Source organism: Aeromonas sp. QDB11, assembly GCF_027705265.1.
GTDB classification, from domain to species: Bacteria; Pseudomonadota; Gammaproteobacteria; order Enterobacterales; family Aeromonadaceae; genus Aeromonas; species Aeromonas allosaccharophila.
In genome coordinates this window covers 87,057-109,750 of the sequence record NZ_JAPDBM010000005.1, presented here as the reverse complement: position 1 = coordinate 109,750, position 22,694 = coordinate 87,057, and the positions used below count along the sequence as shown (strand labels likewise).

Here is a 22,694-nt window from a genome sequence, read left to right as displayed (position 1 = left end):
CACTATCAGAGCAATTTCCAGAGTGGAAATCGCTGAAGACTGTCGGTGTCGCAATATCCTATCGAATTGAAAATATGGAAAAATTTTCGATGGAGTATCGCTACTACATCAGCTCGGCTGAACTGACACCAGAGCAGTTTGCTTCAGCGGTACGAGGGCACTGGGCAATTGAAAATAGCCTGCACTGGGTTCTGGATGTCGTGATGAATGAGGATGCCTGCCAGATATATCGAGGTGATGCCCCTCAAATATTGGCCTGTGCACGACACATGGCGCAAAACATGCTGCGAGCCGAAACCAGCCGTAAGGCAAGCTTGCGGAAGAAGCAGCAATTTGCGGGCATGAGCAGCCCATATCTGGAAAAGGTATTGGATGCAGGGCTGGCTGAATTGAAGTCAATTTAACAATATGTTCACGCTCTCGCCCTGATGGATCTTGGTACCTAAACGGTTAGCTAGACGCAGGAACCCGCCGATCCTAGGGGCTTGTGTCATTAATTTCAAAGAGTTTGCATATCCGTTGCAAAAGGTTTGCGACCGAGTCGACGAAATGCCCCCGGGGTCTGACCAGTCAGACGACGAAAGCGGTTGGCAAAGTTGGCCCCATCGCTGTAACCGACCCGGGCCGCCAGCTCGCCAAGTGGCCAGTTGGTATAGAGCAGCAGCTGGCGCGCCTTGTTCATTCTGAGCTCGGTTACCTTGGCCATGGGCCCCATGCCAAACGCCTGCTGACAGAGCCGGTGCAGATGGGGCACGGAGCAGGCCATCTGCTGAGCCAGCAGGGCGACACTCCAGGGTTCGTCCAGGCGCGCCTCCACCCGGCGAAACAGCGCCTGCAATCTGAGTTCAGGGGTGCCGCGCACCTCCCCTTGCAGGGTGCGCTCCAGCAACGCCAGCAACAGGCTGAGCAGTTGGGGCTGCAGCGGGGAGCGAACCCCCTCCCCCTGCATCAGGCTGAGCAGGTGGTAGAGCTGATCGCCACCATCCCCTTGCCAGATACGGTGACCGAGGCGGTGCAGATGCTGCCAGCGCGGCACATCATCGAGCAAAATCCAGCTGATCTGCCAGCGCTCACCAATCAGCTTGAGACCGCCGGGCACGGCGGCGGGCAGGAAAATCAGCGACCCGGCCGGAATGGCTTGCTCCCCCTCGTCGGTGAGCAGCGCTCCCCCTTCGTCATGACTCACCATCAGGATGTGAAACTCGGGGCGATTGCGGCGGATCAGGTAGTGATCGCGGATCTTCGAAAGCCCGCTAAGGAAGATCCCCGCCTCGCCGAGCAGGGGCAGCCCTTCACGTCCCAGCATCTGCTCTTCACAGGCTGGTGCTATCTCCAGACACTCGCTGGCAAATGGCATAACACCTCAACAGGATAGTTTTGCACAAGAAAACCGAGAGGCACTCACAGTGAGAACGCCCCGACATGCCCCTATCATACCCATGACAAACCTTGCTTTTCTCAAACCCGGTTAACACTAATGAATTATTGGCAAGCGATTTTAAAACAAACCACCGATCGCGAGTTCATGACCCGACTGTGGCGACTGGCCCTGCCTGTCTCGCTGCAGTCCATGATGTTCTCCCTGCTCGGCCTCATCGATATCATGATGGTGAGCCAGCTTGGCACCACGGCAGTGGCGGCGGTCGGCTTGGGTAACCGGGTCTTCTTTTTCAATCTGCTGGTGATAGCGGGCCTCGCGGGCGGGGTCTCGGTATTGGCAGCACAATACTTCGGGCGCGGGGAGATGGCCGGGGTGCGCCGCTCCCTGGCGCTGGCCATAGTGGGCGCCCTGCTGGTCACCCTGCCCTTTGCCTTCATCTATGTGTTATCACCGGGCAGCGTGCTGGGTTTTGCCAGTCAGGATCCGGCACTGCGGGCACTGGCGGATCAATTCTTGATGATCACCGGCGCCACCATCCTCTGCACCGCCATCGTGGTGCCGCTGGAGTCAGCCCTGCGCTCGGTCGGCAATGCCGCCGCACCAACCCGCATCGGCATTATCGCCATCATCGCCAACGTCATCCTCAACTACGCCCTCATCTTCGGTCACTTCGGCTTCGAGGCGATGGGGGTGGCTGGCTCGGCCTGGGGCACCACCCTTTCACGGCTGTTGCAAACGACCCTGCTGCTGATCTACGTGAGACGCTACGAGGCGCGCCTGATCCCGCGAAAAAATGACTGGCTGGCCGCCTTCAAACGCAAGGAGGTGGTGCGCTTTACCCTGATCGCCCTGCCGCTGCTGTTCCATGACGGGCTCTGGGCCTTCGGCATGCTGATTTACGGCTTTCTCTACGCCCATCTTGGCACCGATTCGCTGGCCATCATGACCACCCTCGGCACCCTGGAGAGCATCCTTATCTCCCTCTTCTTCGGGCTGGCGGTGGCCTGCTCCACCCTGCTCGGCCACCGGCTCGGGGCCGAGGAGTACGAGGTAGCCTGGCAGCACTCCCAGCTGTTCCTGCTGCTGGCACCGATTGGCGCGCTGCTGGTGGGGATTGCGGTCTGGCTGCTGCAAGCCAACCTGCTGCAATGGGTCGGCAACCTGCCCCCCGAGCTGATGACAGAAGCGGGACAGGTGCTCGGCATCATGTGTCTGGGGATGCTGCTCAAGGTGTTCAACATGGTGGGGATCATCGGGGTGCTGCGCTCCGGCGGCGATGTGAACTACAGCATCTTCATCGATATCGTCGGCATGTGGTGCATCGGCATCCCGCTCGCCTGGGTGGCCGTTACTGTGCTCGGCTGGCCCCTCTCCTGGGTGGTGGCGGTGGTGCTGCTGGAGGAGTTCAGCAAGGTGCTGCTGGTGCAGCGCCGCATTCGCCAGCGCCGCTGGCTGAAGAATCTGGTGATCGGATAAACAGCCACAAATCGGGGTCATATCAATGACAGAAAAACCCTGTTTGCAGTATGCTGGGCGCCTCTTCAATCAGAGGCAGGGATCCACGGTTTCCCTGTCCAGTAGTCGTTTAAGGAGACGAGCATGCAACCACAAAAAGAGCTGATCACCGAGACTGCCCTGCTTGAGATGGCCAACAAGATCATCAAGAGCCACGAAGACTTCATCCACGGTATGCGCGCCGATTCGGTGGAGCAGAAGGGGGATATTCTGGTGTTCAAGGGGGAATATTTCCTGGCCGAAGATGGCACCCCGACCGGCAAGACCATGGCGGTCTTCAACATGTTCAAGTTGCTGGCCCAGCAGCTCTCCGGCAAGTACAAGCTGGCCTGATGTCACCAGCACCTTGCCAACAGGATGCCGCCCTCAGGCGGCATCTGTCTTTCCGCTGTTCTGCCCCTCGACCACCACGCAGTTGCGTCCCGCCATCTTGGCCTGATAGAGACACTCGTCGGCGCGGTTGATCAGAATATCGATGGTGTCTCCGGCACGGGCCATGGCAATGCCGATACTCACCGTCACCTCCAGCAGTTCATCCGAGGTGGGGCTCTTCACCAGCCGGGCCTCGACCGCAATCCGCAGCCGTTCCGCCACCCGACTCGCCTGTACCGGATCACCGCAGTTGTGCATCAGGATGGCAAACTCTTCGCCGCCATAACGCCCCAGCACCATGTCAGGCTCCAGCTGCTCGCCCAGGGTGGTAGCCACCTCCTTGAGCACCGCATCCCCCGCCAGATGGCCGTAGATATCGTTGATCCGCTTGAAGCGATCGAGATCCAGCAACATAACAGCAAAGGGCTTCTTTTTGGCTTTCAGCTTCTCTCTGGCCTGCTCCAGCTGCTTCATCAGCAAGCGGCGGTTCATCATGCCGGTCAGCTCGTCGGTAGTGGATTCCCGATAGAGCCGCAGCAGCATGTTGAGCTGGCCGCACTGCACCCAGCAGCTGGCCATGGTAAACATGCCGAGCACCCACACCTGATTCAGGGTGGCCTGACTCCAGATACTCTGGCCCACCAACAGCCAGTGGCCCAGCAGCATGGTCACCAGCACCACACCTGCCAGTTGCAAACCGAGGGAGAGGGGGATGGGGAAGATGGCAAACAGGGTGATCAGCAGATAGGGAAAGGCCACATAGCCCGCCTGCAGCTCCTGCTCTGCGCCAAAGCTGTGCAGGCAGAAGAGGGAGAAGAGCATCATCACGGCCATCAGGTAGCCCAGGGCCAGCTTCATCCGTTCCCGTTTGAAATGAATAAGATAAGAGAGCGGAATGAGCGGCGACAACGCCAGAGTGCAGAAGATCCTGGCCTGGAACAGCTGCTCGAAATGGATGGCGGGCAAGGTGACCCAATCCACCACCGCCCAGGCCGGCAAACCGATCATCAACAGACAGGTAAGCAGGCGCAAACGCACCGTCATAAATCCCATGCGGGTACGAGTAAAGTCTTCGGAGTGAACCTTGGCACTCCAGAACTCCGCCAATTTCAGCACCAGAATCTCCACACAACTACAGAGGGCTCATTCTACACCGAGGCGGGGGGGGGCAAGGGGAAATTAAACCGTGAGACAGGTCACACAAACCGACAGATGATAATCGCCACGCGCAAACGTTTCAACCCATCAAAAAATAAACCTTTTTTCGCATAATTAGCGCTGGTCAGCGCCATTTCAATCTCTACAATAGCGCCCAATTTTCTCCCCCCTCCCCACACAATTCGAGGTACTTATGGAACAGGCTGCTGCCAAACGCATCACCCCGGAGGCACATCCCCCCAGGCGAGCCCATAGCGAACTGGTCTACGGCATAGACGATGTACCGCCCCTGCCCCAAACCCTGTTCGCCGCCCTGCAGCATATGCTCGCCATGTTTGTCGCCATCATTACCCCGCCCCTGATTATCGCCAATGCCCTCGGCCTCCCTGCCGCCGACACCCGTTATATCGTCTCCATGTCGCTGGTCATGTCCGGCATCGCCTCCTTCATCCAGACCCGCCGCTTCGGCCCCATCGGTTCCGGCCTGCTCTCGGTACAGGGCACCAGCTTCAACTTCCTCGGCCCCATCATCGCCTCCGGTCTCGCCCTCAAACAGGCTGCCATGCCCACCGAGGATCTGCTGGGCACCCTGTTCGGCACCATGCTGGCCGCCGCTCTGACCATCGTAGTGATGAGTCGCTTCCTCCATCTGGTGAAACGGATCATCACCCCGCTGGTCACCGGCATCGTGGTGCTGTTGATCGGCCTGACCCTGATCAAGGTGGGGCTGATCAGCATGGGCGGCGGTTATGCGGCCCTCTCTGATGGCAGCTTCGCCAGCCACACCAACCTCTTCCTCTCCCTGCTGGTGCTCGGCCTCATAGTGTTGCTGCAACGCAGCCGCAACCCCTGGCTGCGCCTCTCCGCCATCATGATCGCCATGCTGGCAGGCTATGCCGCGGCGCTGCTGCTGGGCAAAGTGAGCCCCCCCACCTTCGATGGTCCGCTGGTGATGGTGCCCATTCCGCTCCACTACGGTCTCGGCTTTGACTGGCAGCTGTTCGTGCCGCTCGCCATCATCTTCGTGGTGACGGCGCTCGAAGCGATCGGCGACATGACCGCCACCTCGGATATCTCCGGCGAGCCGCTGGAAGGGCCTGTCTATATGGAACGGATCAAGGGTGGCGTGCTGGCCGATGGTGCCAACTCCATGCTGGCGGCGGTCTTCTCCACCTTCCCCATGTCCACCTTCGCCCAGAACAACGGCGTCATTCAGCTGACCGGCGTCGCCAGCCGTCACGTCGGGCTCTTTATCGCCGCCATGCTGGCGCTGCTCGGCCTATTCCCGGCGGTCGCCAGTCTGGTACAGCAGATCCCCGAGCCCGTGCTGGGCGGCGCCACTATCGTGATGTTCGGCACCATCGCCGCCGCCGGGGTGCGCATCATCGCCCGCGAGGAACTGGATCGCCGCGCCCTGATGATCCTGGCGGTATCGCTCGCCATGGGACTGGGGGTCGCACAGGTGCCGGAAGTGCTGCAACACCTGCCGGAGCTGGCCAGAAGCGTACTCTCCTACGGCGTCGCCACCGGTGGCATCACCGCCATCGTGCTCAACCTGCTGCTGCCAAAGCGCGAAGCGCGTCACTCCTGAGACATCGCCCACCGCCAGCAAATCCAAGCCCCGCACTGCGGGGCTTTACCTTGTCAGTCGCCACGGGTAGTGTGCTGGGCAGCCTTTTTGAGGATGCTGCCATGCCCTACCGCCTGCTCTCCCCCCTCCCCGATACCGCTTCACCCGCACAGATACTGGCGCAAGAGCAGTGCTGGCTGCGCGACTGTGCCCATGACGGCCAGCCCCGCGCTCACCTCTGGCAGGCACCCCAATGCCTGATTGTCACTCGCAAGGATACCCGGCTCCCCCATTACGAAGCCGCCTGCAAGCAGCTAGCCGCTGAAGGTTGGCCGGTGCATGTGCGCGATAGCGGTGGCACCGCCGTGCCCCACGGTGCGGGCATTCTCAACCTCTCCCTGCTACTGCCCCGCACCACCACAGATCTCGCCCACTACTACCGGCTGCTGGGGGCGCCGCTACTGACCCTGTTGGCGGAATACGGTCTTGCGGGAAGCTACGACTTCGTGCCCGGCTCCTTTTGCGATGGCCAGTACAATCTGGTGATCGGGGGACGCAAGATCACCGGCACCGCCCAGCGCTGGCTGGCGCCGGGGCAGGATCACCAGGGTGCCGTGCTGGCACAAGCCATGCTGCTGGTGGCCGGTGATGTGGATGAAGGTACCAAGATGGCGAGCCGCTTCTACGAACTGGCGGGCGGCGAACTGCGCTTTATGACGGGAACCTCCACCACGCTGGCAAGCTGCATCGATTGGCGCGGTAGCGATCAGGCACTGGTAGAGAAAGTGCGAGCACGTCTGGATAGCCTGCTGAGCGAGGGGCTATCCTCCTCATCCTGACCTTATCCCGAAGGGAGAGGGAAAGTAACCATCCATAGACACGGCGCACAAAAAAAGCCACGACCGGAGTCGTGGCTTGTTCTTTTCAATGGACACGTGAAACGGGTTGAGGCGCTCAAGCCGTCTGCGGCTCCGGCTCGGCTTCGCTATCCAGATCCCGGCTAAAGTAGGCGCGGGTCTCGGCGATCACCACATGGCGCAGGCCAATCAGGCCGATGAGGTTGGGCACCGCCATCAGGCCGTTAACGATATCGGCCAGGAGCCAAATCATGTCCAGATGGAGGAAAGCACCGCTCGCCACCAGCGCCAGATAGACCAGACGATAGGGCTTGATTGCCTTCACCCCGAACAGATATTCGGTGCAGCGCTCGCCGTAGTAGTTCCAGCCAAGGATGGTGGTAAAGGCGAAGAACAGCAGGCCAATGCTCACCAGATACTGGCCGACATGAGCATCGAGCCCCTGGGCAAAGGCCAGACTGGTCATGGCCGCACCGCTTGCATCGCCGCTCCACACGCCTGTGACCACCAGGGTCAGGCCGGTCATGGTGCAGATGATGATGGTGTCGATGAAGGTACCTGTCATGGAGACCAGCCCCTGCTCCACGCACGAATCGGTTTTGGCCGCCGCCGCCGCGATGGGTGCAGAGCCCAACCCTGACTCGTTGGAGAAGACACCGCGCGCCACCCCGGACTGAATGGCCAACATGATGCTGGCACCGACGAAGCCGCCGGTCGCCGCATGGCCAGTAAAGGCACTCTCGATCACCAGCATAACGGCATCGGGCAGGGCGCTGGCGTTGTTCACCAGCACGCCGAGGCAGGCGACGATGTAGAAGATGGCCATGAAGGGCACGACTTTGCTCGACACGCTGGAGATGGACTTGATCCCCCCCAGAGTCACCAGCGCCACGATCAGGGTCAGCACCACGGCGGTCGCTTCACGGGGCACCGAGAAGGAGAGGCTCATGGCGTCGGAGATGGCATTGACCTGTGGGAAGGTACCGATGCCGAAGAAGGCCACGCCGATACCGAACAGGGCAAACAGCTTGGCGAGCGGCTTGGAACCGAGCCCCTTCTCCAGATAGTACATGGGGCCACCAGCCATCTGGCCGTTGGCATCCTGCTCGCGGTATTTGACCGCCAGCAGGCACTCGGCGTACTTGGTGGCCATGCCGAACAGCGCCGCCATCCACATCCAGAACAGGGCACCGGGGCCGCCGAGCTTGATGGCGGTGGCAACCCCGACGATGTTGCCGGTACCAATGGTGGCAGAGAGGGCGGTGCAGAGGGCACCGAAGCTGGAGACATCCCCCTGCTTGCCATGCCCCTGATCGCGACCGAAGACCAGCCTCAGGGCGAGCGGCAAGCGCACAATCTGCAGCAGACCCAGACGCAGGGTGAGATAGATACCGGTCCCGACCAGCAGGATCAGCAGGGGTGGACCCCAGATAAAACTATCGATGGCGGTTAACGCCGATTGAATTGATGACATGCATCCTCCTTAAAAAACAAAGATTAAGGAGGAGAAGGATGATCTTCCCATAGGTGTCGCGATCGGCCAGAGGCGATCGGATGCAGGCCAAGAACGTGTTCACACTCTTACTGCGAGGCCGTGATCAAGGCTCATGCGCTGCTCGGAAGCCTCATGTATTTACATACACTCCGGTTCTTGCGCTGCTCTTTACCTTGCTGACGACCTCTCGTTACAGATCGTGAACAGTTCCAAGCTCAGGTACAACCATCCCATCCCCTCTGTCCTTTTGCCTGAGAGTTTCCGGCGCCAGCCTGCCCTTGCGGGTCGTCATGGTGCCTTGCTCCTTCGGCGCCCGATTTAACGGGTCTCTCCAGAGTATCGTCCAGTAGCAGTCCACACCGGTTGCCCGGTACCTGAAAGATTCACTTCTTCGGTGGATGGTCCCCCATCGCTCTCCTGCTACCTTCATCCGAACTAGTTTGGATTAGGAAGCTGGCATGTTAATCCAAAAAATGTGAGCTGTCTCGCACTTGGCCATCCCCGTTTGTACTTTTTTTGTTGCCACCGGAACATCGGTGATGATGTTAAATGTTAGTTAACTATCAACAAGTTAGGCGCTCGCAGATGACATGCGGCCCAAACGGAAAAAGTACCGGATAGAGAACAGTGCTCCCTCTCGTTTCGCCAAGAAATTCTTGCCAACATATCCAATCAAAATGCTTGCACACAGAATCAATAAGCCGATAATCCGGCGCATAACCAAGCACTTTGCCATCAATTTATGCACTGTGTTCGGTTGGTCCCACCGGACCGCTCGCCTGACCCGGCCGTCGCCGGTTCAATCGCATATGGCTTGGGCATATCACGCCCCCTAAGGATGACCAAAAGAGAATGAACGAGACCCTGGTTGCAAAAGATGTGGTCGCACAAGATTACCGTCAGCTGGTTGAACAATTCGGCTCCCCCCTGCTGCTGCTCGACAAGGCAGCCGTCCGCAAACAGTATCGGGCGCTGGCCGCCGCCCTGCCCGATGTACGATTGCACTATGCACTCAAGCCCCTGCCCCACGAGGCCGTGGTCTCTGTCTTGAAGGAAGAGGGGGCCTGTTTCGATCTGGCCACCAATGGCGAAGTGGATCTGGTGCGCAGTCAGGGGGTTCGCCCGGGACGTTGCATTCATACCCATCCCATCAAGCGCGACAGCGATATCCGCTATGCGCTGGAGTTCGGCTGCACTGTGTTTGTCTATGACAACCCGCTGGAGCTGGAGAAGTTCATTCCCTACAAGGACGAAGTGAAACTGCTGCTGCGGGTCAGCTTCCCGAACCCCGAGACCAAGGTCGATCTCTCCAAGAAATTCGGCTGCACCCCGGAGCAGGCGCTGCCGCTGCTGCAACTGGCGCACGCCAAGGGGATCAAGGTAATGGGGCTGTCGTTCCACGTCGGCTCCCAGGTGCCGCACGCCCGCCGCCATGTGCAAGCCATCGACGCCTGCCGCGAGATCATGGAGCAGGCCTGGGCGCTTGGGCTCAAGCCCTGGGTGCTGGATATCGGCGGCGGTTTCCCGGTCGACTATGAGGGCGGCGAGTTCGATATCGACGGCTTCTGCGCGCCGATCCGCGAGGCGCTGGCCAAGTTGCCCGCCACCGTGCAGAAAATTGCCGAACCGGGCCGCTTTATCAGCGCACCGGCCATGACCTCGGTCGCCAGCGTGATGGGCAAGGCCCACCGTGGCGACAAGATCTGGTACTACCTGGATGACGGCCTCTACGGCAGCTACAACGGCCAACTCTATGACCACGTCACCTATCCGGTGAGCACCCCCTATGCCAGCGGCGAGCAGCATAACTCGGTGCTCTCCGGCCCCACCTGCGACAGCGTGGACGTAATCCGCGAAGGGATCATGCTGCCGGATCTGGCTATCGGCGAGCTGGTGGTGGGCAAGGTGATGGGGGCCTACACCTGGGCCTCGGCCTCCACCTTCAACTTCTTCCCCAAGGCGAGCATCCTCATTCTGGACAGCAGCCAGAAGGGGCAAAAGCTGGTGGCAGTGGCCTGAGCACACCGCTCACCAGCCAACAGGCTCACGGAGCAAAAACAAGAGGGGGAAGCTCAAGCTTCCCCCTCTCTCATTTCACCAACGCCAATTCAGATAAACTGGCTGGTCAGCAACCAACCGGTATAGGCGACGAAGCAGGCCAGCAGCACGCCCCCCTCCAGCCGGTTGATCCGCCCCCGCCCCTTGCGGCCCAGACACATTACCAGCAGCAACAGGGTCAGCCCCATCATGATGCTCCAGTCACGGGTGAGCACCTCGGACGCCACGTCGAGCGGGTGAATCGCTGCCGCAATCCCCACCACCGCCAGGGTGTTGAACAGGTTGGAGCCAATCACGTTGCCGAGCGCCAGATCATGCTCATTCTTGCGAATCGCGATCAGCGATGACGCCAGCTCAGGCAGCGAGGTCCCGACCGCCACAATGGTGAGGCCAATCACCAGATCGCTGATGCCGAGCGCCTGAGCGATGGTCACCGCCCCCCACACCAGCAAGCGGGATGCGCCGATCAGCAACACCAGCCCGACAACCAACCAGATAATGGCGCTCTTGAGGGACATCCCCTCACTCTCGATATCCTCGGCGGTCTCGCTATCCAGCGCATCTCCCTTGCCATTCATGCCAGCCCGGATGGACCAGCCCATCAGGGCAACGAAGACGACGCCGAGAATAGCCGCATCCATCCGACCCAGATGACCATCCATCAGCAGGGCGCCGGAGAGCAGGGTAATGCCGAGCAGGATCGGGATCTCCTTGCGCACCACCTGAGAGGCCACCGCGATAGGGCTAATCAGGGCGGTCAGACCCAGGATCAGCGCGATATTGGTGATGTTGGAGCCATAGGCGTTGCCGAGCGCCAAGCCGGGATTGCCCTGGGAGGCCGCCAGCGCCGAGACCACCATCTCCGGTGCCGACGTGCCAAAACCGATGATCACCATGCCGATCAGCAGCGGCGGCATCCCCGCATAACGGGCGGTGGCGGCGGCACCATCGACAAACTTGTCAGCACTCCAGACCAGCAGCGCCAGTCCGGCAATCAGGGCAACAAAAGCCAGGGTCATAGGATCTTCATCTCTTCGTCAGCAAACAGGAGCGCCAGCAAACCCTGCCGGCACCATGGGAAAGTGGCGCCCAGTGTAGCGATGCCATTTCCCAATTCAAGGGGAAATCAAACCGTGATTAACATTTCACAACGCGGCCAGCAGGCTCGCGGCATCGGAGACTTCGAACTTGCCGGGCACCTCCACAAACAGCTGCTCGACCACGCCATCGTTGGCGATCAACGCAAAGCGCTGGGCGCGGATGCCGCCAAAGGCGCCGGTATCCTTGGCCAGACCCAGCGCCTGGCTCCAGCGGCCATCACCATCCGCCAGCATGGTGATGGCCTCAGCATTCTGGGCCGTCTGCCAGGCCCGCATCACGAAGGCGTCGTTGACCGACAGACAGCAGATGGCATCCACCCCTTTGGCCATGAACTGATCGGCCAGCACCACGTAACCAGGCAGATGGGCATTGGAACAGGTGGGAGTAAAAGCGCCAGGCACCGCAAACAGCACCACTTTTTTACCAGCGAACAGCGTGTGGCTATCCCGCAGCTGCTTGCCCTCCGGGGTAATAAAGGTAAATTCGCCCGCAGGCAGGGGTTGTCCGACAGCAATCATGGCTTCTCATCCTGAGTCGTGGTGGAAAGTCGCCAGTTTAACCCGATGTGATGAGCCATCCCAACCGGAACCGTGAGCCGGATCACCGATGGCGGACGGGCATTTTCCGCTCGGGCAGACTACTCTTGAGCAGGTTTCACGGCGCCAGGAGGCCCCATGCAACACTACTACGATGGTCTGGAAATTCGTCCCCCCGCCCTGCGCGAACAACAGCAACTGGACCAGCTCAATCATCAGCTTACCCATGTCAGTCAATACTGCGCCGGTTACTCCAGCGCCTATCGCCAATGTCACCTCGAGGATCTGTCAGAGCTGGCCACCCTGCCGCTGCTCGACACCACAGAGCTGTTTGCTGCCCAGCAGGCTCACCCCCCCTTCGCCGGTCTCACCGGCCGTCCGGCCAGTCAGGCGCTGCGGGTCTTCTCCTGTCCGGGCCAGCTGGCCATCCCCGAGTATGCCGGGGCAGACTGGTGGGGCGCCGCCCGGGCGCTGTTTGCCGCCGGTTTCAAGGCAGGGGAAGTGATGCTCAACGGCCACGACTATCACGCCGGCCCCACCGCCTTTATCTTCGATAACGGCGCCCGCCAGCTGGGCGCCCCCGTGGTGCCCTGCGGGCCACACGATACCCAGCGCCAGCTGGAGGCGCTGCTGCGCTATCAACCTACCGGCTACGTTGGTCCGTTGGTGACCCTGCTCGACCTGCTGGAAGCTGCCGAGGCGGCGGAGATCCCCACCGACTCGCTGCGCCGCGCCCTGCTGTGCGAAGCCACCCATCCTGAAACCGCACCACTGCGCGCCGTTCACGGCATTGCGGCCCTCAACTGTCTGGTGTGGCAGGATGTGGGGGTAGTGGCCTACGAGAGCCAGCCCGGTCAGGGTTTTATCGTCAACGAGAGCTGCATCGTCGAAATCATCGATCCCGCCAGCGGCAATCCCGTGAGTGGCGATGAAACAGGCCAGCTGGTGGTGACCCGGCTCGATCTGGAGTATCCGCTGCTGCGGCTGGTCACCGACTGGCAAGGTCACTGGCTCGCCAAGCACAGCGCGTGCGGACGCACCAACCGGCGCCTCAAGCTGGTGTAGCCACCTAGACAAATGCACAAATGTACAAATGCAAACGGGCAGCCATCAGGCTGCCCGTTTTGTCTCTGGCGAGAAAAATGTCTGACGCTTGTCAGCGTCTCGCCTGCCAGGTGGCGATGGCGAGCAGGGAATCGGGGGTAAATTCGCTGGCGCGCTCGGCAATCTCGGCAAGGCTCATCCAGTGTACCGCGCTCACCTCTTCGGCCTGCAACTGCAGCGGCCCCTGATAGCGGCAACTGAAGAGACCGCCCCAGACCCGATAGCCCTCCCCTTCGGCATAAAAGCTGCCAAAGCCCTGCAGGGGGACATCGGCAATGCCCAACTCCTCGGCCAGCTCGCGGCGGGCGGAGGGCTCCATCTCCTCACCGGTGGTGACCACACCACCGGCGCAGGCATCCAGCATGCCAGGGCAGAAATCCTTGCTGAGGGTGCGTCGCTGCACCAGGATCCGATCCGCGTCGTCGAGCACCAGAATATAGCTGGCGCGATGGCAGAGATTCTCCCGCCGCACCTTGGCTCGCTCGGCCACGCCAATCACCCGGTTATTCCCGTCCACCACATCAACCCATTCCACGCCCAGGCCCTTTCGTTTGTTCCATTCAAGCCCGCAGTATATCGGTGCTGCTCGTTGTCATGGCACTACTTTTTCTGCCGTGGCGGCCCTTTTTATGGTGCCCTTCGCCAGAATGAGGATTCATGCAAATCTTTATAAACCGTCATCTCGGTGTCATCGACCGACACCATAGTGTGCCCTGTCCCGGCAATCAGGAAACCATGTGATGAAGGTGTTCAAGCAGTTATCCCCACGACAGATCGCTCGCTACATCAAGAGCTTTCACCGAGGCTATTTTGCCATCGAGTCGCTGGGGACATTTGAATTCAACGCAGGCAGGATCAGCCTCCATGGCTTGACCTGCCGCCAGCGGCTGAGGCTGGCCCGCCAGATCAATCAGGCCGTCAGCCAGCTTCGTCACAACGAACCCTTGCCGGACATGTGAGTCAAAGGGTCTTGCCCTACTGTCTGTTGTGCATCCATGCTTTGCCCGCCGGCTAGTCGCCGCGCGGGCCGTTTTCGATGTCGGTGATGATACCGTTGCGCACCGTGACGAAGCGCATGAACTCGTTCTTGCCGAAGTTGTAGGTCCAGCGTTCGCCATATTTGACCTGCACCAGGTTGCCAAACTGGTTCTCCTCGTTGCGGTTGAGCTCTTCGCGCAGCATAGGCTCACCGCACTTGAGCAGCATCTCGGCGGTGGTGTCGCCCTCGGTAATAAGCGCATTCTTGCAGCGCATGGCATCGGCACTGGCCGGAATGCTCAGCAGCAACAGGGCCAGCCCCGCTACCTTATTCATCTTCTTGCTCATCGGGTTCTCCTCTCCGGTCGCATGAGTCGCAGTATGCCTGTTCCCGTTGCTGAATAAACCAGTCAATGGCGCAAAAGAGTCGCCATTTTCTGCTCCACAGCCCGTTGGCTGCGACACATACTGGCTATCAGATCGCACCAAAAACAAACGGCGACCCGAGGGTCGCCGTTTGCATCAAACCAGCAGGATCACAGGATGTCCAGCAGCTCGACTTCAAATACCAGTGCAGAGTAAGGCGGGATGGAACCCGCGCCACGAGCACCGTAGGCCAGATCGTGGGGGATGTAGAGCTTCCACTTGGAACCAACCGGCATCATCTGCAGTGCTTCAACCCAACCAGCGATCACGCCGGTTACCGGGAACTCGGCCGGCTGGCCACGGGCGACGGAGCTGTCGAATACACCACCGTGGGTGAAGGTACCGTGGTAGTGCACGCGAACTGACTGACCGGCTACCGGAACGGCACCGTTGCCTTCGACCAGCACTTCGTACTGCAGACCGGAATCGGTCACGTTTACGTCGTCGCGCTTGGCGTTGTCAGCCAGGAAGGCTTCGCCGTCAGCAGCTGCGGCCTTGGCAACGGCTTCCTGCTCTTCTTGCATACGCGCAGTGATCACCTGGAAGGCATCATTGATATCGTCACGGCTGACCGCGAACTCCAGACCATTCAGGGCATCTGCCAGGCCTTGTTGCAGGGCCGGGATATCCAGACCGGCGAAAGCTTGCTGCGCCAGCTGATCACCCATGTTGCGGCCGATGCCATAGCTGGCCTTCTGTTCGATAGAGTCGTATTGGGACATTGAGATGTTGCTCCAGATCCATGTAGTAAAGAGGCGGGATAATATCAGACTTTTGGCCGGGGTGCTGCCGGAGGCCCCCCTGATTTCCCCGTCAGTGGGAGGAACTTCACACAAGAAGCGGATGAACGCCGCCCAACGGCGGCGAACTGCTTAACCGCGATCCAGCAAGGCTCTGACAGCTGCGACCTTGGCGCCATCGGTGATATTGACCCGACCGTCGTCCGAGGTGCCCATGTTGACGCCATACGGAGGGACACCATGCAACCGCGCTGCGTTCCTCACGCCTTGTCGAGCAAAGCACGCACCGCGGCCACTTTGGCACCCTCGGTGATATTGACCCGGCCATCGTCCGAGGTGCCCATATTGACACCATGGGGCACCATGCCCCCGCGCCAGCCCATGCCGGACATATGCACTTCGCTCACTCCGGTGAACTCGATGATGGTGCGCACGTTGTCGGCATTGACCCCGGCGCCCGGCATCAGGCTGGCACGGCCCGCCAACACCTGATGCATCTCCTGCAGGGTTTCCAGCCCGGCCAGCGCAGTGGCCGCATGACCGGAACTCAGAATGCGCTCGCAACCGGCGGCGACTATGGTCTCCAGATCGAGGCGCCAGTCGGAGGAGAGGTCGATGGCGCGATGGAAGGTGACCCCCAACGGGCCGGCTGCATCCACCAGCTGTTTGAGCTTGGCGGCAGGCACCCGCCCCTCCTCATCCAACAAACCGACCACCACCCCTTGCAGGCCCGCAGCGCGCGCCGCGGCGATATCCAGCAGCATCATCTCGAACTCGCCGTCGTTGAAGCAAAAATCTCCGGCGCGCGGGCGGATCATGGCGTACACCGGCACAGTGGCGTGGCGGGCAGCCAGCTGCATAAAGCCATAGGAGGGGGTCAGGCCACCCAGACCCAGCGCAGAGCAGAGCTCGATGCGATCCGCCCCGGATTGCTGGGCGGTGAAGAGGGATTCCAGGTTGTCGATACAGATTTCAAGACGGGTCATGAGGACTCCTTTTTCGGGGAGATCAGACCCCACATCTGATCTCATAGATTGAGCAAGGCTGCGCCGCGCACACCACCGGCGCCGCCGAAGCGGGCCTGACGGATCTCGGGCAGGGCGACCCCGGGCAGCAAGTGACCGGGCAGACGCAGCGGCAACTGTTCATAGAGGGCGGGCAGGCCGCTCAGGCCGCCCCCCAACACCACCACCTCGGGATCAATCACCGAAATGGCAGTAGCAAGCCCGGCAGCCATGATCTCCAGCCAGCAGTCGACGGTCTCGACTGCGTGGGGCTCATGGGCCTCGAAGCGTCCCACAATCTGGTGACCCGTGGCGCGCTGGCCATGGAAATGGTGATAGAGACGCTCCAGACCGGTGCCGGATGCATAGGTTTCAAAACAGACCAGACGGCCGCAGCCGCAACGGGGACGGGGCAACTCGGGGTACTTCATCAGCATGGTCGCAGGCAAGGGGTAGTGACCAATCTCGCCAGCCAGCCAGTTACGCCCCTGAATAAGCTTGCCCGCCAGATAGACGGCGCCGCCGATACCGGTGCCGATGGTGACGCCGAGCGCACTGCCTGCGCCGTCGGCGGCGCCCTGATGCACTTCGGACCAGAGGAAGCAGTTGGCGTCGTTATCCACCTTGACCGGCCGTTCCAGCAGCTCGGCCAGATCGGCGCCCAGATGGCGACCATTGATGGAGGGCAGGTTGGCCGCCACTATGCTGTGATCGTGGCTGTTGATGACGCCGGGGAAACCGATGCCGACCGAGCCCCGTGCGCCGAAGCGGGCATCTGCCTGCTCAACCCGGGAGCGGATCAACTGCTGCAACCCCTCGTAATCGTTGCCGGGGGTGCTCATGCGCTCCTCATGGCAGAGGTTCAATGCACCGTCATAGACCGCGAAGGCGATCTTGGTACCACCGATATCAAAGCCGTAATACATGCCCGCACTCCCTTGTCAGCCCGTGTTTATTCCACTCTGTTCTGGGGGGACATTGTATTAATTCGCAAAAAAAATAAAGTGACCGGAGGCGAAAAACGGGAGAGTGATCAGAGCAAACGGCTCATTTGTCGCTGCAGGCAGGGCTGCCCGAGGCTTATCAGGGTGCGCTCCTCGCCGTCAAAGACGAAGCCGCGGCGCAGATAAAACCCCTCGCCAATGTGGTTGCCATCGAGCAGCCACAATTTGACGCTATGGCAACCGGCGCGGCGCATCTGCATCGCCACCGCCTGCCACAGCCGTTTGCCATAGCCTTGTCGCCAGTGATCGGGATGGAGATAAAACGCGCGGATCAGGGCGCTGCTCTGCCCCGCTTCCTGCTGGGGTTGCCAGTAGAGCAGGCCGATCACCACCTCATCAAGGCAAAGCAGCATGGGCCTTGGGCCCGCTTCGGCCAGACGGCTCTGCCAGATCTGCAGATGGGCGGTGACATCGAGCTGTGCCAGCATGTCGGCACCGAGCACCTGGCCATAGGCAGCGAGCCAGCTGGCTCGCTGCATCACCGTCATGGCGGCGGCATCGTCGCTGCGCGCCATGCGCAGGCTTATGCCTTGCATTGGGGCACCAGACCGTTGGCGCGGGCCTGCTCATAGAGCGGCAGCACTTGCGCCTGTTGCGCCTGCAACTCGGCAATCCGGTTCTCGTTGCTGGGGTGGGTAGAGAGCAATTGCGGCGGGGTGTTGCCACCGGCGGCGGCACTCATGTTTTGCCACAGGGGAACGGCTTCGGCCGGATTGAAACCGGCGCGCGCCATCAGCTCCAGTCCCAGTCTGTCCGCTTCGCTCTCTTGGGTGCGGCCATAGGGCAGCATCACCCCGACCTCGACCCCGAGGCCAAGGGCCGCCATGGTGGCGCCGCGATACTCGCTGGTGCCCATGGCGATGTCGGCGGCCGCCAGACCGATCCCTGCCAGCTGGCTGCGCGAGAGTCGCTCGTTGGAGTGCTGGGCCAGCACGTGAGTCAGCTCGTGACCGATGACGGTCGCCAGCTGATCCTGATTCTTGGCCACCTTGAGCAGGCCGCTGTATACCCCGATCTTACCACCGGGCAGGGCGAAGGCGTTGACCTGTTTGGAGTCAAACACCACCACTTCCCAGTTGGTGATGCCATAGCTGGCCGGCACCTGAGCGGTTACCGCCTTGGCGACACAGGAGACATAGGCGTTGAGTTTGGCATCCTGGCTCACCTTCTCCTGCTTCTTCATCTGCTCGAAGGAGTCGGCGCCCAGCTGACTCATCTGCTGGGGAGAGTAGAGCAGCATCTGGCTGCGGCCGGTCGGTGACTGGGCGCAGGCGACCAGCAGGGAACTGCAGAGGGCTACCAGGCCAAACTTGGTGAGAGACGCAATCATGAAGGGATCCTTTGCCGTGACGTTGCCCTATTCTCGGAAATGCCGCCCTGCGACGCAAGGGAGCCAGCGCCCGGCTGGCGGAAAAATATCCATCCTGCGCTATTAACAAAACGGACAGCCGCCAAAAACAAAACGAGCCCGCTTGGGCTCGTTTTATCAGGGCATACTGACTGCAGGCAGTTATATGATACCCAGCTTTTTCAGGTCAGCCTGTACTACCTTGGCCGGCACCGGCACGTAGCCATCTTTGGCAACGATGCTTTGACCCGCTTTGGAGAGCATCATCTTGACGAACTCTTGCTCCATCGGGGAGAGCGGCTTGTTCGGATGCTTGTTCACGTAAACATACAGGAAGCGCGACAGCGGATACTTGCCGGTGATGGCGTTGTCGGCATTGGCTTCGATGAAGGTCTTGCCATCCTTGGAGAGCGGAACGGCACGCACGCCGGAGGTGACATAACCGATACCGGAGTAGCCGATGCCGTTCAGGGAGGCAGAGACAGACTGCACCACGGAGGCAGAACCCGGCTGCTCGTTCACGCCGCTCTTGAAGTCGCCGTTACACAGGGCGTGCTCCTTGAAGTAACCGTAGGTGCCGGATACCGAGTTGCGACCGAACAGTTGCAGATCCTTAGCGGACCAGTTGCCGTCCAGACCCAGATCAGACCACTTGGTGGCCGCCTTGGCTTCGCCGCACTTGAGGGTGCTGGAGAAGATGGCGTCGATCTGCGGCATGGTCAGCCCCTTGATGGGGTTGTCCTTATTGACGAACACCGCCAGCGCATCGACTGCAACGCGAATGGCAGTCGGCTTGTAGCCGTAACGCTTCTCGAATGCTTCCTCTTCACCGGCCTTCATGGCGCGGCTCATCGGGCCAAACTGGGCAACACCTTCGGTCAGAGCAGTCGGCGCGGTAGAAGAACCGGCGGCCTGGATCTGCACGTTGACGTTGGGGTACATGCGCTTAAATTCTTCGGCCCACAAGGTCATCATGTTGGCCAGGGTGTCCGAGCCGACAGAGGACAGGTTGCCCGAAATGCCGCTGGTCGGGGTGTAATCTGGCAGATTCTTGTCAAGGCCATAAGCCAGGGTGCTGGCGGAAAACAGAGTCGCTGCGGTAAATCCGATTACACCAGCCAGTTTGTTGAGTTTCATCCAATCTCTCCAAGGTTGCAGAACGCAGTCCATAAACACGGTGTTAACTTTGCTCAACGCCGATCTCGCCGACCAGTTTGTTGAGTTACATTCCATGCCCTCACCACTGTGGCAAAAGGTCATCGTCAATTGGCAGTCCGTTACTTTGGCCGTCGCTCGGTGGCGTTATCTGGTCAAAGTTACCGAAGGTCCGTTCTTAAGACGGCGCCAGTATCTGACCTGGCAGTGACAAATTTATGGATTTAATGTGACACTTTAATGACATGGCGAGGCGATGGACCAAATGAAAAGAGGGCCGCTGTCGCCGCCCTCTCTCCTTCGCTAACCCATTGCCATAAAAGACTATTTAATCACCACCATGCGGGCTGGAATGAGAAAGCTGAAGCGGCTGCCAAGGCCGACCCGGCTCTCGATATCGAGCTGGCAGTCGTGGTGACTGAGGGCATGCTTGACGATGGCAAGGCCGAGCCCTGAGCCGCCGGTGTGGCGGGAACGGGCCTTGTCGACCCGATAGAACCGCTCGGTCAGCCGCGCCAGATGCTCGGGGGCAATCCCCTCCCCCTCGTCGCTCACGGCAAACAGCGCCATCGCCCCCTGCTTGCGCCACTCCACGCTGATCTTGCGCCCCGCCGGGGTGTAGTGGATGGCGTTGTAGACCAGATTGGAGACCGCGCTACGCAACTGCTCCTGATCGCCACGCACCAAGAGGTTAGGCTGCACCATGAATTCGATCTGGTGGGCCCGATCGCCCGAGAGTGCCCGCGCCTCCTGCTCCAGCAACCCCAGCATGGCGGGCATGTCCACCAGATGGGAAAGATCCACCGAGGGGGCCGCCTCGATACGCGACAGGATGAGCAGCTGATTGACCAGATTGTCCATGCGGATGGTCTGCTCCATCATCACCTTGTGCGCCTTGGCCCACATGGCGGGCGGGGGCGGCTCTTCGGTCATCTCCAGATAGCCCTTGAGCACGGTCAGCGGGGTGCGCAGCTCGTGGGAAACGTTGGAAACGAAGTGTTTGCGGGTCTTCTCGAGACTGCGCAGGCGGGTGACATCCCGCACCACCAGCATCGCCTGATCCGAGGCGTAGGGCATGATGCGAAACTCGAGAAACTTCTCCTCGTTGACCGGGGAGCTCATCTCCAGCGGCTCGTCATACGCCCCCTTGCCCAGATAGGCGTTAAAGGCCGGATTGCGAATGAGGTTGCCAATATGCTGACCGGCATCCTCCGGCCAGCGAAAACCGAGCAGCTGCTCCGCCAACCGGTTGCACCAGAGGATACTGCCGTCGGTGCGAAACACCACAGCGGCATCGGGCAGCGCTTCGGCCCCCTCCCGAAAGCGGCGGATCAGCCCCGCCAGCTCGCGGCGGCGGGCCCGGTGACGCTGCTGCAACTTGTAGATACCGTTGAAGATGTACTCCCAGCTGCCACTGCCGCTGGGGGGCACCAGGCTGCGATCGTGCCACAGCCAGTCCGACAGCCGCTTCTGGAAGCGATAGTGCCAGCCCAGATGACACACAGCCGCCACCAACAGGCAGAGGGGGAGATGATCAATCAGCCAACCGAACAGAGCGAAAGGCAAATAGAAAAACGCCATTCGACACAACTGTCGCCGCCAGGCGTAAGGTTGCAACATAACTGCCTCTAGAGACGGGTTGAGAAGCGGTATCCGGCTCCACGCACCGTCTGGATCAATCTGTCGTGCCCAGTCTCTTCGATCGCCTTGCGCAGGCGGCGAATATGCACATCCACGGTTCTGTCCTCGACGTACACATTGGTACCCCAGACATTGTTGAGCAGCTGTTCACGGCTGTAGACCCGCTCGGGGTGAGTCATAAAGAAGTGCAGCAGCTTGAATTCGGTCGGTCCCATGTCGAGCGCCTTCTCTTCGGCACTGACCCGGTGGGAGACAGGATCGAGTTTCAGCCCCTGCACCTCGATCACCTCATCCACCGAGGTGGGCGATACGCGGCGCATCACCGCATGGAGGCGAGCGGTCAGCTCCTTGGGCGAGAACGGCTTGGTGATGTAGTCATCGGCACCAGCCTCCAGACCACGTACCTTGTCCTCCTCTTCACCGCGGGCGGTGAGCATCACCACCGGGATCTGGCGCGTTACCTCATCCTGCTTGAGCTGCTTGATAAACTGGATGCCACTGCCGCCCGGCATCATCCAGTCCAGCACGATGAGTTCGGGGTAGGGTTCGCGCACCTTCGCCAGTCCATCGGCGTAATCTTCCGCTTCAATCGTCTCATATCCCTTCTGCTCCAGCACGAAGCAGAGCATTTCGCGGATCGGTGCTTCGTCCTCGACCACCAGAATTCGCTTAGCCATTCCCTTCTCTCTCCTCTGTGAAGATGGGTGCGCCAATTATTAGAACTTTCTGTGACACTTTTATGACTTTATGACAGGCGGGATGATAAACGTTTTCAGATTCAGTTGGCAGCAGCGCGTTGCAGCAAGTCCCAGCGGTTGCCACTGATGTCCTCGAACACCACAACGGTGCCGTAAGGCTCGTCGCGGGGCTGTTCACAAAAATGCACACCGTACGCCAGCATGCGCTGGTAATCCCCCCAGAAGTCATCGGTCTCGAGAAACAGGAACACCCGACCGCCGCCCTGCTGGCCGATGGCGGCCTGCTGCTGCGCATTGGCCGCTTGCGCCAGCAGCAGCGCGGAACCGGGGGCACCTTTGGGGGCAACCCGCACCCAGCGCTTGCCCGGTTTGCCCGGTTCATCTAGCCGGGTATCTTCCAAGAGCGCGAAGCCAAGTCCCTCGGTAAAAAAGCGAATGGCCTGATCGTAATCGGCGACCAGCAGGGTCAATGCACCTATGTGTTGTGACATGGCAGAAAACTCCTCAATAGTTGGATCTACAGGGCGCCTGCAGGCGCCCTCATCATTTTGAA

25 protein-coding genes and 1 riboswitch are annotated in these 22,694 nt (G+C 60.4%); of the genes, 8 read left to right on the top strand and 17 right to left on the bottom strand.

The genetic code is table 11. The features are described from left to right. A partial coding sequence (locus OKC40_RS03065; RefSeq protein WP_270794049.1) for an ISAs1 family transposase occupies positions 1-404 on the top strand: 404 nt, incomplete at its 5' end. Between the two features lie 95 nt (positions 405-499). Here the strand turns inward: OKC40_RS03065 and OKC40_RS03060 are convergent. Further along, complete coding sequence (locus OKC40_RS03060; protein ID WP_201932550.1) at positions 500-1,357, bottom strand: helix-turn-helix transcriptional regulator; 858 nt, start codon at positions 1,355-1,357, stop codon at positions 500-502. 120 nt (positions 1,358-1,477) lie between these two features. Between OKC40_RS03060 and OKC40_RS03055 the strand changes: the two genes are divergently transcribed. Beyond that, positions 1,478-2,857: an MATE family efflux transporter gene (locus OKC40_RS03055; RefSeq protein ID WP_042058872.1), complete on the top strand. Its 1,380-nt coding sequence runs from the start codon at positions 1,478-1,480 to the stop codon at positions 2,855-2,857. 123 nt (positions 2,858-2,980) lie between these two features. After that, positions 2,981-3,229, top strand: coding sequence for a YciN family protein (locus OKC40_RS03050; RefSeq protein ID WP_042058875.1), 249 nt, complete (start codon positions 2,981-2,983; stop codon positions 3,227-3,229). Between the two features lie 33 nt (positions 3,230-3,262). On the opposite strand, the gene OKC40_RS03045 is transcribed toward OKC40_RS03050, so the two are convergent. Continuing rightward, entirely contained in the window at positions 3,263-4,384 is a 1,122-nt protein-coding gene (locus OKC40_RS03045) for a GGDEF domain-containing protein (protein WP_201932553.1), read from the bottom strand. Between the two features lie 235 nt (positions 4,385-4,619). On the opposite strand from OKC40_RS03045, the gene OKC40_RS03040 reads away from it, so the two are divergent. Together OKC40_RS03040 and OKC40_RS03035 are read left to right on the top strand one after the other, a co-directional pair. Continuing rightward, complete coding sequence (locus tag OKC40_RS03040; protein ID WP_234602003.1) at positions 4,620-6,017, top strand: nucleobase:cation symporter-2 family protein; 1,398 nt, start codon at positions 4,620-4,622, stop codon at positions 6,015-6,017. Positions 6,018-6,118: 101 nt separating this feature from the next. After that, on the top strand, positions 6,119-6,835 hold the full coding sequence (locus OKC40_RS03035) for a lipoyl protein ligase domain-containing protein (RefSeq protein WP_201932559.1): 717 nt from the start codon (positions 6,119-6,121) through the stop codon (positions 6,833-6,835). Between the two features lie 115 nt (positions 6,836-6,950). Here OKC40_RS03035 and OKC40_RS03030 read toward each other — a convergent pair whose 3' ends face one another. Further along, positions 6,951-8,327: an alanine/glycine:cation symporter family protein gene (locus OKC40_RS03030; RefSeq protein ID WP_201932562.1), complete on the bottom strand. Its 1,377-nt coding sequence runs from the start codon at positions 8,325-8,327 to the stop codon at positions 6,951-6,953. A 250-nt stretch (positions 8,328-8,577) separates the two neighbouring features. Continuing rightward, a riboswitch (glycine riboswitch) is annotated at positions 8,578-8,693 on the bottom strand. A 507-nt stretch (positions 8,694-9,200) separates the two neighbouring features. Between OKC40_RS03030 and OKC40_RS03025 the strand changes: the two genes are divergently transcribed. Further along, entirely contained in the window at positions 9,201-10,367 is a 1,167-nt protein-coding gene (locus OKC40_RS03025; protein ID WP_058052784.1) for a type III PLP-dependent enzyme, read from the top strand. 89 nt (positions 10,368-10,456) lie between these two features. Here OKC40_RS03025 and OKC40_RS03020 read toward each other — a convergent pair whose 3' ends face one another. Together OKC40_RS03020 and OKC40_RS03015 are read right to left on the bottom strand one after the other, a co-directional pair. Further along, positions 10,457-11,425, bottom strand: a complete 969-nt coding sequence (locus tag OKC40_RS03020; RefSeq protein WP_042058886.1) for a calcium/sodium antiporter — start codon at positions 11,423-11,425, stop codon at positions 10,457-10,459. A gap of 126 nt (positions 11,426-11,551) precedes the next feature. Next, positions 11,552-12,025, bottom strand: coding sequence for a peroxiredoxin (locus tag OKC40_RS03015; protein ID WP_201932565.1), 474 nt, complete (start codon positions 12,023-12,025; stop codon positions 11,552-11,554). Positions 12,026-12,181: 156 nt separating this feature from the next. Between OKC40_RS03015 and OKC40_RS03010 the strand changes: the two genes are divergently transcribed. Then, positions 12,182-13,108 carry a phenylacetate--CoA ligase family protein gene (locus tag OKC40_RS03010; protein WP_197929161.1) on the top strand — a complete coding sequence of 309 codons (927 nt, stop codon included), beginning with the start codon at positions 12,182-12,184 and terminating at the stop codon, positions 13,106-13,108. A 91-nt stretch (positions 13,109-13,199) separates the two neighbouring features. On the opposite strand, the gene yfcD is transcribed toward OKC40_RS03010, so the two are convergent. Continuing rightward, on the bottom strand, positions 13,200-13,682 hold the full coding sequence (gene yfcD / locus OKC40_RS03005) for an NUDIX hydrolase YfcD (RefSeq protein WP_075113410.1): 483 nt from the start codon (positions 13,680-13,682) through the stop codon (positions 13,200-13,202). 205 nt (positions 13,683-13,887) lie between these two features. Here yfcD and OKC40_RS03000 point away from each other — a divergent pair, with 205 nt between their 5' ends. After that, positions 13,888-14,106, top strand: coding sequence for a DUF1107 family protein (locus tag OKC40_RS03000; protein WP_111805429.1), 219 nt, complete (start codon positions 13,888-13,890; stop codon positions 14,104-14,106). A gap of 52 nt (positions 14,107-14,158) precedes the next feature. On the opposite strand, the gene OKC40_RS02995 is transcribed toward OKC40_RS03000, so the two are convergent. From OKC40_RS02995 to OKC40_RS02945, 11 genes are all read right to left on the bottom strand, one after another. Continuing rightward, positions 14,159-14,473 (bottom strand): DUF2845 domain-containing protein, encoded by a 315-nt coding sequence (locus tag OKC40_RS02995; protein WP_005343911.1) that lies wholly within the window; start codon positions 14,471-14,473, stop codon positions 14,159-14,161. Positions 14,474-14,661: 188 nt separating this feature from the next. Continuing rightward, the gene (locus OKC40_RS02990) at positions 14,662-15,273 is read right to left on the bottom strand and encodes an FKBP-type peptidyl-prolyl cis-trans isomerase (RefSeq protein ID WP_139708705.1); all 612 of its coding nucleotides are present in this window, start codon (positions 15,271-15,273) and stop codon (positions 14,662-14,664) included. Between the two features lie 150 nt (positions 15,274-15,423). Next, positions 15,424-15,537 carry a copper homeostasis protein CutC gene (locus OKC40_RS02985; RefSeq protein WP_442865884.1) on the bottom strand — a complete coding sequence of 38 codons (114 nt, stop codon included), beginning with the start codon at positions 15,535-15,537 and terminating at the stop codon, positions 15,424-15,426. A 14-nt stretch (positions 15,538-15,551) separates the two neighbouring features. Continuing rightward, a complete protein-coding gene (locus OKC40_RS02980; protein ID WP_075113412.1) occupies positions 15,552-16,277 on the bottom strand; it encodes a copper homeostasis protein CutC in 726 nt (241 codons plus the stop codon). A 41-nt stretch (positions 16,278-16,318) separates the two neighbouring features. Continuing rightward, positions 16,319-17,221, bottom strand: a complete 903-nt coding sequence (locus tag OKC40_RS02975) for an ROK family protein (RefSeq protein ID WP_005338407.1) — start codon at positions 17,219-17,221, stop codon at positions 16,319-16,321. A 107-nt stretch (positions 17,222-17,328) separates the two neighbouring features. Continuing rightward, a complete protein-coding gene (locus OKC40_RS02970) occupies positions 17,329-17,835 on the bottom strand; it encodes a GNAT family N-acetyltransferase (RefSeq protein WP_234601480.1) in 507 nt (168 codons plus the stop codon). After that, complete coding sequence (locus tag OKC40_RS02965) at positions 17,823-18,629, bottom strand: M48 family metallopeptidase (protein WP_234601481.1); 807 nt, start codon at positions 18,627-18,629, stop codon at positions 17,823-17,825. The genes OKC40_RS02970 and OKC40_RS02965 overlap by 13 nt, the downstream gene beginning before the upstream one ends. Positions 18,630-18,809: 180 nt before the next feature. After that, the gene (locus OKC40_RS02960) at positions 18,810-19,784 is read right to left on the bottom strand and encodes a PstS family phosphate ABC transporter substrate-binding protein (RefSeq protein WP_075113414.1); all 975 of its coding nucleotides are present in this window, start codon (positions 19,782-19,784) and stop codon (positions 18,810-18,812) included. A 342-nt stretch (positions 19,785-20,126) separates the two neighbouring features. Continuing rightward, positions 20,127-21,422 carry a phosphate regulon sensor histidine kinase PhoR gene (gene phoR / locus OKC40_RS02955; RefSeq protein ID WP_234601482.1) on the bottom strand — a complete coding sequence of 432 codons (1,296 nt, stop codon included), beginning with the start codon at positions 21,420-21,422 and terminating at the stop codon, positions 20,127-20,129. Positions 21,423-21,430: 8 nt separating this feature from the next. Continuing rightward, positions 21,431-22,120 carry a phosphate regulon transcriptional regulator PhoB gene (gene phoB, locus OKC40_RS02950; protein WP_005338414.1) on the bottom strand — a complete coding sequence of 230 codons (690 nt, stop codon included), beginning with the start codon at positions 22,118-22,120 and terminating at the stop codon, positions 21,431-21,433. A gap of 101 nt (positions 22,121-22,221) precedes the next feature. Next, positions 22,222-22,632, bottom strand: coding sequence for a VOC family protein (locus tag OKC40_RS02945; RefSeq protein ID WP_182969531.1), 411 nt, complete (start codon positions 22,630-22,632; stop codon positions 22,222-22,224). Between the last annotated feature and the right edge of the window lie 62 nt (positions 22,633-22,694).

Bases quoted from the DNA above. Each gene is read 5' to 3' on its own strand.
- OKC40_RS03060 (WP_201932550.1), bottom strand. From the start codon at position 1,357: ATGCCATTTGCCAGCGAGTGTCTGGAGATAGCACCAGCCTGTGAAGAG.
- OKC40_RS02990 (WP_139708705.1), bottom strand. From the start codon at position 15,273: ATGTCCCAATACGACTCTATCGAACAGAAGGCCAGCTATGGCATCGGC.
- OKC40_RS02995 (WP_005343911.1), bottom strand. From the start codon at position 14,473: ATGAGCAAGAAGATGAATAAGGTAGCGGGGCTGGCCCTGTTGCTGCTG.
- OKC40_RS03020 (WP_042058886.1), bottom strand. From the start codon at position 11,425: ATGACCCTGGCTTTTGTTGCCCTGATTGCCGGACTGGCGCTGCTGGTC.
- OKC40_RS03030 (WP_201932562.1), bottom strand. From the start codon at position 8,327: ATGTCATCAATTCAATCGGCGTTAACCGCCATCGATAGTTTTATCTGG.
- OKC40_RS03025 (WP_058052784.1), top strand. From the start codon at position 9,201: ATGAACGAGACCCTGGTTGCAAAAGATGTGGTCGCACAAGATTACCGT.
- OKC40_RS02960 (WP_075113414.1), bottom strand. From the start codon at position 19,784: ATGAAACTCAACAAACTGGCTGGTGTAATCGGATTTACCGCAGCGACT.
- OKC40_RS03055 (WP_042058872.1), top strand. From the start codon at position 1,478: ATGAATTATTGGCAAGCGATTTTAAAACAAACCACCGATCGCGAGTTC.
- OKC40_RS03010 (WP_197929161.1), top strand. From the start codon at position 12,182: ATGCAACACTACTACGATGGTCTGGAAATTCGTCCCCCCGCCCTGCGC.
- OKC40_RS03015 (WP_201932565.1), bottom strand. From the start codon at position 12,025: ATGATTGCTGTCGGACAACCCCTGCCTGCGGGCGAATTTACCTTTATT.
- OKC40_RS03035 (WP_201932559.1), top strand. From the start codon at position 6,119: ATGCCCTACCGCCTGCTCTCCCCCCTCCCCGATACCGCTTCACCCGCA.
- OKC40_RS02975 (WP_005338407.1), bottom strand. From the start codon at position 17,221: ATGTATTACGGCTTTGATATCGGTGGTACCAAGATCGCCTTCGCGGTC.
- OKC40_RS02965 (WP_234601481.1), bottom strand. From the start codon at position 18,629: ATGATTGCGTCTCTCACCAAGTTTGGCCTGGTAGCCCTCTGCAGTTCC.
- OKC40_RS02945 (WP_182969531.1), bottom strand. From the start codon at position 22,632: ATGTCACAACACATAGGTGCATTGACCCTGCTGGTCGCCGATTACGAT.
- OKC40_RS02980 (WP_075113412.1), bottom strand. From the start codon at position 16,277: ATGACCCGTCTTGAAATCTGTATCGACAACCTGGAATCCCTCTTCACC.
- phoB (WP_005338414.1), bottom strand. From the start codon at position 22,120: ATGGCTAAGCGAATTCTGGTGGTCGAGGACGAAGCACCGATCCGCGAA.
- OKC40_RS03000 (WP_111805429.1), top strand. From the start codon at position 13,888: ATGAAGGTGTTCAAGCAGTTATCCCCACGACAGATCGCTCGCTACATC.
- phoR (WP_234601482.1), bottom strand. From the start codon at position 21,422: ATGTTGCAACCTTACGCCTGGCGGCGACAGTTGTGTCGAATGGCGTTT.
- OKC40_RS02970 (WP_234601480.1), bottom strand. From the start codon at position 17,835: ATGCAAGGCATAAGCCTGCGCATGGCGCGCAGCGACGATGCCGCCGCC.
- OKC40_RS03040 (WP_234602003.1), top strand. From the start codon at position 4,620: ATGGAACAGGCTGCTGCCAAACGCATCACCCCGGAGGCACATCCCCCC.
- OKC40_RS03050 (WP_042058875.1), top strand. From the start codon at position 2,981: ATGCAACCACAAAAAGAGCTGATCACCGAGACTGCCCTGCTTGAGATG.